Here is a 9,161-nt window from a genome sequence, read left to right as displayed (position 1 = left end):
TTCGTCGCGATCGCCGCGCCCGCCAGAACGAGCCCCAGCCGCTCGCGCCCCCGGGCCCACGCCAGGACCGCGGCGGCGACGAAGAAAAGAAGCGCCACGTCGTTTCGCCCCTCGACGACGAACGGGGCCACCCAGGGGTTGAGCGCCACCAGCGCCGCCAGGCCCACCCCGCACGGGTGATCCTTGAGAAGCGCGTGGAGCGCCGCCAGGAGCGCTCCGAAGAACGCCAGAAGCACCAGCCGCTGGTCGTAAAAGCCCGGCGCGATCGAGGCTCTTTCCCGCGGCGACGGCACCAGGGCCCGGGAGGCGGCCTCGACGGGCAGCGAGAGCTCCAGAAGAAACGGCGGATACACGAAGTGGTGAACCGCCGGATTCTCCTTCCAGTCCCGCCAGCGCGGAAGCGCCGTGTCCGTGAAGTCCTCGGCGTACGGGTTCTTTCCCTCCCGCACCATCCGGATCGCCTCTTCGAACTGCACGACGGAGTCGTGGCACCACGTGGCCGGTCCGGTCCACGCCCGCATCCAGATCTGAAGCGCCGCCGGGGCGAAAACGAGGAGAACGGCCACGCCGACCAGCGCCGCCCGCTGAACGCGGGGCCAGACGAGCGCCGCCAGCGCGACCGACACGCCCGCCGCGCGCGAGAGCCAGAAGGGAAGCGTGAGGTTCCCCGGCACCGGCTCCACGAGCGGCGAGGCCAGCGCCATCGCGCAGAGCACAAGAACGATGCCGTTGAACCGCGCCGGCGTCACCATGCTCACCCCCGCGCCGCCTCGCGCAGCGCGGCCATGGAAAGATAGACGAAAAAGAGGCCCGCCGCCGCCGCGCCCGCGGAGAACCGCGTCACCCGAACGCGCGGCCACGCCAGGGCCGCCAGAACTCCCGCTTCCCCGGCGGCCACCGCCCAGGGGATCCAGACCGCGGGACCCGCCGCCGGCGCCCCGCGCAGCGCCGACGCCCAGAAGCCCGCCTGAAGCGCGAGTCCCGCCAGCGCCGCGCGCGCCCCGAACCGCCCCTCCGGCCCTTCCCGGAACATCACCAGAAGCGCCACCCCCGTCGTCGCCGCGCTTCCGGCCGCGAACGCGCCCAGGCGGACCGCCGCGGAGGCCGTCCCCTCCGGAAAGGCCGCCACGCGCGAGAAGATCCAGGCCACTCCGAGAACCGCCAGCCCCGCCGCGACCGGTCCCGGACGCCAGCCGCGGAGCTGATACGCGTAGAGCGACGCGAAGGAGACGCTGAGGAGGGGCACCACCGCCATCAGCAGCGGAAAATGGCGCACCGCCTGGCCCACGAACTCCCGGGGCCAGGCGCGCGTGACGAAAAGAAGCGCCGCCACCCCCAGGACCACCGCCGCCGAAAGGTTCACGAGCGCCACCGCCGCCAGGGCGCGCGCCCGCTCCGGGTTCCTCCGTCCCAGCGCCGCCAGCGCGAATGGAAGCCCCAGCGCCAGGGCCGACGACGCCGCGTGCGCCGCGAAAAACACCGCCAGCGCCACCCTCACCGTCCCCCCTCCTCCGAGGCCAGCCCCGCCAGGTACTCGGCCAGCGCGCGACGCTCGTCCGGCGTCCCCACGAAAACCGGCATGAACGGGTGCCACCGGTCGATCTGCTTCTCCAGGAAAAGATCCAGTTCCTCCACCGTGCGGCCCTTGACCGAGTACTTGATGCCGACGAAGCCCCGCTCCGTGTGGCATGATCGGCATTCGAGGCGGAACACCCATTCCCCTTTCCGCGCGGGATCGTAGGGGCCGATCCGCGACAGCACCCCCTCGCGGTTGAGCCGCGGGACTTCCTCCGCGAGGATCTGGTTCGAATACATGTGCCGGTCGATGAGGTACGGCCGCCGCACCGCCTCCCGTGTGGCCTCCATCATCCCCACGACCCCGAGAAGCATCACCGCCGAAAGCCCCGCCGACCCGGTTCCCATCCGCCCCAGCCGCAGGCCCTGGTAGGCCACGTAGACGCACAGGAGAAGCGCCAGCGCAATCGCCCCCGCCCAGATCATCGAAAGCGTGATGGAGTAGCCCATCACCCACTGGCGCTGCTCCGGCCGCAGCGCATAAAGGTACCACGCCCCCACGCCGAGCTGGGCGAGCGTGGGATAAACGAACCATCGGGCCGAGAGGCGCGTGAGGCGCGTCCGTTCCTCCCCTTCCGGGCGGAACGAGGCGAAAAGGAGTCCCGCGATGCCCGTCACGGCCAGGGACGCCAGCGCCCGATGAGCCAGGGATGGAAAATACGTGGGGTTGAAGAAAGCGTCCGCCAGGGACCGCGTCTCCGGCCAGCGTCCGCTCGAAAGCATGAACGAGAGGAGCCCGTTGATGATGGCCATGCTTCCCCAGGCGGCCCCGGCCGCGGCCAGCTCCCACGGGGTCCGCCGCACCCGGTTCCAGCCGTAGACCACGACCGCCATCGCCACGATCTCGACCACGAAAAGCACGTACTCGGCCACGAGCGGCCAGAAAAAGAGCCGCACCAGCTCCACGGTCGCCCGCGGGGCGATGCCGAGGATCGAAAACCAGAGCCCCACGCCCGTGACGCTTCCGAGCACGCCCATGGTCACGATCAGGGCCTTCGCGTAAGCCCGCGCCGCTGACTCCCATCCGCGCCGCTCGAGAACCAGCAGAAAGACGCTGCCCCCCACGATGAAGTTGGCCACGAAGACGTGAAGGGTGGCCACGAGGGCGATGAGGAGCCCTCCGCCCAGGAAAGGAACGTCCACCTGAGGATAATCCACCGCTTATCCCTTTCCCCGCGCCCGCCTCTGCCGGGCCACCTCGGCCAGGGCCACCGCCGCCGCGTGGGTGAGCGACAGCGACGGCGCCCCGGGCCGGGTCGGGATCGTCACCCGGACATCGCACCGCGTCCGGACGGCGGCCGAAAGCCCGCGCTTCTCGCCTCCGATCGCCAGGCACACCGGCCCCGTCAGGTCCTCCTCGTCGATGGCGCGGGGGGCGTCCGCCTCGCAGCCCACGAGCCGAAGGCCCGCCGGAACGGAGTCGCCCACGATCACGGGCAGGCGTTCGTAGGCTCCCGACGAGGCGCGGGAGACGTCCCCGCCGTCGAAGTCCCAGGCCCTTCGCCGCAGAAAGACCGCCTGCACCCCGAAGGCCTCGGCCGAGCGGAGGGCGTAGCCGAGATTGCGCGCGTCGTCCACCCCGTCCAGCAGCAGCGCGAAATCGATCCCTTCGGGGGGGGCGGCCGGGGGGAGCGGCGAGGCCACGGCGAGAACCCCCCCGTGGGTCTTTCCATGCGCGCGGGCGTCGAGCGCCTCCTGGCGGACCCGCCGGACGGGAATCCCGCGTTCGGCCGCCGCCTCCAGGATTTCCCGGATCGAGTCATCCCGGGTTCCCTGGCGCACGAGGATTTCGTGGATGTCGCGCCGCCGCGCCCGCAGCGCCGCCTCCACGCAGATCCGGCCCTCCAGAATCTCCATGTCAGCTGACGGAGAGGGGCTCGGCCGCGCGCACGGACTCCACGATCTCGGCCGGCGTGCGCGCCTCGAGGAGCCGCTCCGTGACGTATTCGCTGTCCAGAAGCCCGCAGATCCGCGCGAGCAGCCGCACCTGGACGCGCGGGGCGCCGGCGGGCGTCATGAGGATGAAGACCAGACGCGCCCGCTCGTCGCGGCCCCGGACGGGCACCCCCCCTTCCGGACGCACGAAAAGGAGCACCGGCCGGTCCAGGCCTTCCAGCCGCGCGTGGGGAACCGCCAGGCCGCGGCCCAGGTACGTGCTCATGGCCCGCTCCCGGTCGAGCACCGCCTTGACCATGCGCTCCCGGGGCATGGGGAGTTCCTCGGGACGGACCTGCCCGAACGCCTGGCCGATGACCTCCTCGAGACTCGAGGCCTCCAGCCCCAGAACCACCCGGCCGGGCGTCAGGGCGTCGGCCAGCGAGATCGGGGGCTCCACCTCGAACTCGTCTTCGATGGATCCCAGAATTTCCTCGATGAGATCCTCGAGCGACAGGAACCCCGTCCAGCGTCCCTCGGCGTTGCGGACGATCGCCAGGTGAACGCGGTGGCGCTGAAACTCCCCGAGCAGATTCTCCAGGGGCGCGTCCTCGAGAGCCGTCACGTACGGCCGGGCGATCTTCCGAAGGTCCAGCGTGGGCCACTTCTCCGGCCCCTCGTAGAGGAGATCCTTCACGTGGATGATGCCCGCCGGCAGCTCCCCTCCGTCGATGAGCGGATAGCGCGAGAACCGGGTTTCCCGCAGCACGCGGAAGTTTTCCTCCCAGGTCGCGCCCGCCCGCAGGACCTTGACGGAATCCCGGGGGCGCATGGCGTCCCGGACCCGCACCCCGCCGAGGTCGAAGATATTTTCGAGAAGGAGAAGCCGCCGAAACGAAAGGAGTCCCGTCGTCTGAGACTGGGCGAGGAGGATTTTGAGTTCCTCTTCCGTATGTTCGGGCTCCCGGACGGTCCGGGGCAGCCCGAAGAGACCGAGCGCCGCATTGGCCGCCCCGTTGAGGATCACGAGCGGGAGATAGAAGATCCATCGGAAGATCTTCAGCGGAAGAGCCGTCAGGAGCGCCGCGGGCTCCGTGCGGCGGATGGCCAGCGACTTGGGAATCAGCTCCCCGACCAGGATGTGAAGAAAGGACACCAGGACATACGCCACCCCGATCGCGATCCGGTGGGCCGTCGCGGAAGAGGCTCCCGTCAGGGCGACGATGAGCCGGGCGATGGCCGGCTCTCCGACGAACCCCAGGCCGATCGAGGCGAACGTGATGCCCACCTGGCACACGGAAAGATACTCGTCCACGTGCGCCTGGACGTGCTGAACGAGCCGGGCGCGGGCGTTTCCCTCGTCCACGAGCGCCTGGACCCGGGAGGGCCGCATCTTGACGGCGGCGAATTCCGCCAGGACGAAAAACGCGTTCAGGAGGAGGAGGAGCGCGGCCAGGAGCAGGTAGAAGGCGATCGTCACGGCACCTTTTTACTCGATCGCGGCCCAAATGGCGAGATTCCGTTCATTGATCCGGGGCGGCGGCGCGGGTAGGATCGGCGGCCGATGGGTTCGCCCCTCAAGGTCGGCCTGGCGCAGATCCGGATCCTTCCCGGCGACAAGAAGGCGAACGTCGCGGCCCTGCTCGAGGCGGTCGCCCGGGCGGCCCGGGCGCGGTGCGACGTCGTGGTCCTCCCCGAGTGTCCCCTGGCGGGGTGGCTTTCGCCGGCGGCGCGGTTCGCGGCGGAGCCGATCCCCGGCCCCCTCACGCGACGGCTGGCGGCCCTGGCGCGGCGCCACCGCCTGGCGATCGTGGCGGGCCTGGAAGAGCGCGAGGGGGAACGCCTCTACAATTCCGCGGTTTTCCTGGACGAGGAGGGGCGCCTTCTCCTGCGCCACCGGAAGATCGCGGAGCTCGACATCGGCCTGGAGCTCTACGCGCGCGGCACGTCCCTCGCGGTGGTCCCCTGGAGAGACCGCACGGTCGGCGTCGACATCTGCGCCGACAGCTGGGGGCCGGAGATCCCCGACGCCCTTTACGCGATGGGGGCGCGGATCCTCTTTTCTCCCTGCGCCTGGGCGGTGCGGCCGGGAGGCGAGGAGACGAACCTCGCCTGGATCCGGGAGGCCTACCGGGCGCGCACCCGCGGGCGGGACCTGACGATCGCGGCGGCCAACGGCGTGGGTCCGGTGACGCAGGGACCGTGGGCCGGCCGGATCCTTCAGGGCAACAGCCTCGTCATCGGTCCCGACGGCCGCGCGATCCTGGAGGGACCCACGAACGAGGTCGCGCTCCTGACGGCGACGATCTGACCCTCAATATCCCGCCTTCTTGTCCACCACGTTGAGGAGCGGTTCGCCGGCGGCGAAGCGGCGCACGTTCTCGAAAAAGAGCTGCCGCACCCGGAAGCGCGTCCCCGGCGACTGTCCCGACACATGGGGGGTGATGAGCACCCGCGGTTCCTTCCAGAGCGGATGATCCGCCGGCAGGGGCTCCGGATCGGTCACGTCGAGCCCCACCCCCGCAACCTTCTTCGACCGCACGGCCTCGAGGAGGGCCGCCGTGTCCACCACTTTCCCCCGGGCGATGTTGATCAGGAAACTTCCCTCCTTCATGAGGGCGAACTGAGCCGATCCGAAAAGCCCCTGCGTCTCGGGCGTCAGCGGGCACGCCAGAACCACCACGTCCGCCGCCGGCAGAAGCGCCGCCAGCCGGTCCGGCTTTTCCAGGCGCGCGACGTAGAAGGGCACGGCCATCTCCTTGGGATCCGTGGCCCAGACGCGCATTCCGAAGGCGTGCGCGCGCCGCGCGGTTTCCAGCCCGTTCCCGCCCAGCCCGACGACGAGCATCGTCTTGCCCTGAAGCTCGCCCTGGTAGGGCGCGTCCGAGCCGCGCCCCCACCGTCCCTCCTTCATGAGGTCGTGATAGTGCGGAAGGCTCCGCGTCAGCGAAAGGAGCATGCCCATCACGTGATCGGCGATCGGCGGTCCGAACATCGCCTTCATGTTGGTGAGCACCACGCGGTCGTTGTCCCGGAGTTCCGGGATGGACACCAGATGCTCCACTCCGGCGCTGAACTGCTGGACCCAGCGAAGATTCTCCGCGCGCCGGAGAAACTCGGGCGAGACGAACTGGCCCACCGCGGCGTGGACGTCGGGGGCGTGCCGGAGCGCCTCCTCCCGGTCGCGCGCCTCGATGAACTCCACGTTCGGCGCCCGCTGCGCCAGCCCCGCCCGGTCCTCGTTCGACAGGGTCCCCACGAGCATCTTCAGCCGCGGCCGCTCCTTGCCCTTCTCCATCGGCAGAGCGACCACCGACCGGCCGGGCTGCCCCGGGTCCCCGCCGGCCCAGTTGAGCGGCCCGCGCGTCATTTCCCCGTAGACGTGAGCGATGTTGGGCTCGCTCATCCGCGCCTGACCGGTCCAGGCCTTCCAGAGGGGAATGTCGACGGCCTTCTTCACCTCGTCGAGCGTCTTCCCTTCCGCCACGAGGCGGGCCACCTGGGCGCGCAGCTCGACGAAATACTGCTTCTGGGTGCGCAAAAGATCCCGTTTCCCCGCCGGACCGTGCCCGGGAACGACGATGTCGGGTTCGAGCGTTTCCACCTGCGTGAGGACGTCGATCCAGCTCGCCGTGTCGGAGTCCCCCAGGTAGTTGAAGGGGCCGTTCACGCAGGCGTCTCCCGTGAAGACCACGCGCTCCCGGGGAAGAAACGTGAAGATGCAACCGGTCGTGTGGGCGTGACCGAAGTAATAGAGCTCCGCGCGGCGCCGGCCGTCGTCCAGAATGAATTTGTCCGTGAAGGTGACGTTCGGCGCCGTGGAAGGATACTTCGCGTAGGTCGGGTCGCGCTCGGCGGAGCGGGCGTAGGCGGCGACGTTGCGGGCCAGGTACTCGCGGCGGGCGTTTTCGTGGGCCACGATCGCGGCCCCCTCGCGGGCGAAGGCGCCGCTGCCGAAGGAGTGATCCGAGTGGTAGTGGGTCACGATCGCGTACCGGATGGGCTTGCCGTTCGTCGTCGCCTTGATGTTCCGGAGCGCTTCCTCGGCCCCCCGCGGGAAGGCCGTGTCCACGACCGCCACGTAGTCCGAAAATTCGATCCAGGCGACGTTCGACCCGAAGGTTCCGATGTCGTTGTGCTGCTCGAACCAGACGCCCGGGGCCACCTGCACGGGCGGCTCGACCGGCGGCTTTCCTCCCGGACCCTGGGAAGCGGCCACGGCCGCCACCGCCGCCATCATCAGGGTCACCAAGCCCAGGCGCAGGAATGCACCCTTCATCGCACGATCCCCCTTCCGAACGTTCGCCTATGGTACGGCGGAGCGCCGGCCGGCTTTTCGCCCCGCGTTCGACCGCCCTCAGATCGGCCGGAGGGGCGACTGCGGATTCTCCCCCGCTCGAAGGGACAGGCGCGCCCCTTCCTCGCCCAGCTCCAGGCACTCGAAGAGGTTGCGGATCGCCTGGCCCAGGCGGTCGTGTCCCGCCTTGAGCCGCTCAATCGACTCCACGATCCGGCGGCCCAGCTCGGCCGCTTCCTCCACGACCTTCCGGGCCTCCTCCGCCGGCGGATTTTCCCCCGCCTCCCGGTACGGCGCCAGGATCTCGATGAGGCGCTCCACCGGCTTCATCAGCTCCGAGTCCGCGTCGGTCCCCTGAAGGTGATATTCGATCCGCAGCGCGATCGTACCCGCGTGGGGCAGGTTGAGCGGAATCCGGAAAAACGGCACGGAGCCCATGGCGACCTCCCGGGAAGGGGTTCCAGGTCATCATACCACTTTGAGGGAACGCCCCAACACCTTTGTCGTGCCGCTTCCGGCCCCCTCGGGGGACTCCGGGGGCGTTCGGTTGGCACGCGGATTGCTCCTTCAACAGTCAAGTAAGGAGCCCGGTATGAAAAGCGTGCTGATTTGCGAAGACGACCTGGGACGCCTGGAGGCTCTGGTGCAGGCCTTCTCGCGGGCGGGGTATCGCACCCGCGCGTCGCGGGCCCCCGAGCACGCCCTCCGGCAGCTCCAAGAAGCTTCCTGCGACGCCGTCCTGTGCGGGGCCGACCTGCGGGAGGCGGACCCCTTGGATCTGGTTCAGGGTTTGAGAAATCTTGGAAGTGATGTTCCCGTCCTGATGATCGCCCCGGAAGCCACCGACGCGCTCCGGGAGCGCCTGCGCGAAGTCGGCATCCGGCGGATCGTGGACGCCTCCGCTTCCCCGCGCGAGTGGGTGCGGGCCGTGGAGGAGGCGATCGTCGAGCGCCGGCGGGACCCCGCGGCGGCTCCGGCGGTTCTCGTGCATGGGACCGACCCCGAGCTTCGGAAGACGTTGGCGCAGGCGATCGCGGCCACGGGGCTCTTCGTCCTCGAAGCGCGGGACGCGGCGGAGGCCCGGGCGCTGACCCGGGCGCGGCGTCCGGCGCCGGCCCTGGCGGTGGTGGACCTGGACGACGGCGGCGCGGCGCTCGTCGGGGACCTGCGCGCCGCGGTTCCGGGACTCTACGTCGCCGCCGTCACGCGGCGCCCGGAGCCGGCGCGCCTGCGCGGGGCCTACGAGGCCGGCGCGGCGACGGTGGTCAGCACCTCCTGCCCGGCCCCGCGCCTGGCGGCGCTTCTGCGGGCCAACGTCGACCGGGCCCGCCGGAGCGGCCGGCCCTCCGAGGCCGGCCATGAGATCTCCGGTCGGGTCCGCCATCTGGCCTTGTGGCGCCGCCCGTGGCGGGGC

At 70.4% G+C, this 9,161-nt stretch carries 9 protein-coding genes; 2 read left to right on the top strand and 7 right to left on the bottom strand.

All coding sequences use genetic code 11. The features are described from left to right. The 5 genes from VNO22_04135 to VNO22_04115 all read right to left on the bottom strand — a co-directional run. Window positions 1-758: hypothetical protein (locus tag VNO22_04135; protein HXG60542.1), on the bottom strand; the 758-nt coding region annotated here is incomplete at its 3' end. After that, window positions 755-1,498: a hypothetical protein gene (locus VNO22_04130; protein ID HXG60541.1), complete on the bottom strand. Its 744-nt coding sequence runs from the start codon at window positions 1,496-1,498 to the stop codon at window positions 755-757. The genes VNO22_04130 and VNO22_04135, both read right to left, overlap by 4 nt. Then, complete coding sequence (locus VNO22_04125; GenBank protein ID HXG60540.1) at window positions 1,495-2,733, bottom strand: cytochrome c; 1,239 nt, start codon at window positions 2,731-2,733, stop codon at window positions 1,495-1,497. The genes VNO22_04130 and VNO22_04125 overlap by 4 nt, the downstream gene beginning before the upstream one ends. 3 nt (window positions 2,734-2,736) lie before the next feature. Beyond that, window positions 2,737-3,432 carry an RNA methyltransferase gene (locus tag VNO22_04120; GenBank protein HXG60539.1) on the bottom strand — a complete coding sequence of 232 codons (696 nt, stop codon included), beginning with the start codon at window positions 3,430-3,432 and terminating at the stop codon, window positions 2,737-2,739. 1 nt (window position 3,433) lies between these two features. After that, complete coding sequence (locus VNO22_04115; GenBank protein ID HXG60538.1) at window positions 3,434-4,930, bottom strand: CNNM domain-containing protein; 1,497 nt, start codon at window positions 4,928-4,930, stop codon at window positions 3,434-3,436. Between the two features lie 84 nt (window positions 4,931-5,014). On the opposite strand from VNO22_04115, the gene VNO22_04110 reads away from it, so the two are divergent. Beyond that, window positions 5,015-5,761 (top strand): carbon-nitrogen hydrolase family protein, encoded by a 747-nt coding sequence (locus VNO22_04110; protein HXG60537.1) that lies wholly within the window; start codon window positions 5,015-5,017, stop codon window positions 5,759-5,761. Between the two features lie 3 nt (window positions 5,762-5,764). On the opposite strand, the gene VNO22_04105 is transcribed toward VNO22_04110, so the two are convergent. Continuing rightward, window positions 5,765-7,729 carry an NAD(P)-dependent oxidoreductase gene (locus VNO22_04105; GenBank protein HXG60536.1) on the bottom strand — a complete coding sequence of 655 codons (1,965 nt, stop codon included), beginning with the start codon at window positions 7,727-7,729 and terminating at the stop codon, window positions 5,765-5,767. Window positions 7,730-7,807: 78 nt separating this feature from the next. Then, window positions 7,808-8,185, bottom strand: coding sequence for a hypothetical protein (locus VNO22_04100; protein HXG60535.1), 378 nt, complete (start codon window positions 8,183-8,185; stop codon window positions 7,808-7,810). A 154-nt stretch (window positions 8,186-8,339) separates the two neighbouring features. On the opposite strand from VNO22_04100, the gene VNO22_04095 reads away from it, so the two are divergent. After that, window positions 8,340-9,161: response regulator (locus VNO22_04095; protein ID HXG60534.1), on the top strand; the 822-nt coding region annotated here is incomplete at its 3' end.

Source organism: Planctomycetota bacterium (assembly GCA_035574235.1).
Taxonomy (GTDB): Bacteria; Planctomycetota; MHYJ01; order MHYJ01; family JACPRB01; genus DATLZA01.
Note: the sequence above shows the minus strand (reverse complement) of the source record. Positions and strands in the feature narration are given on the sequence as shown.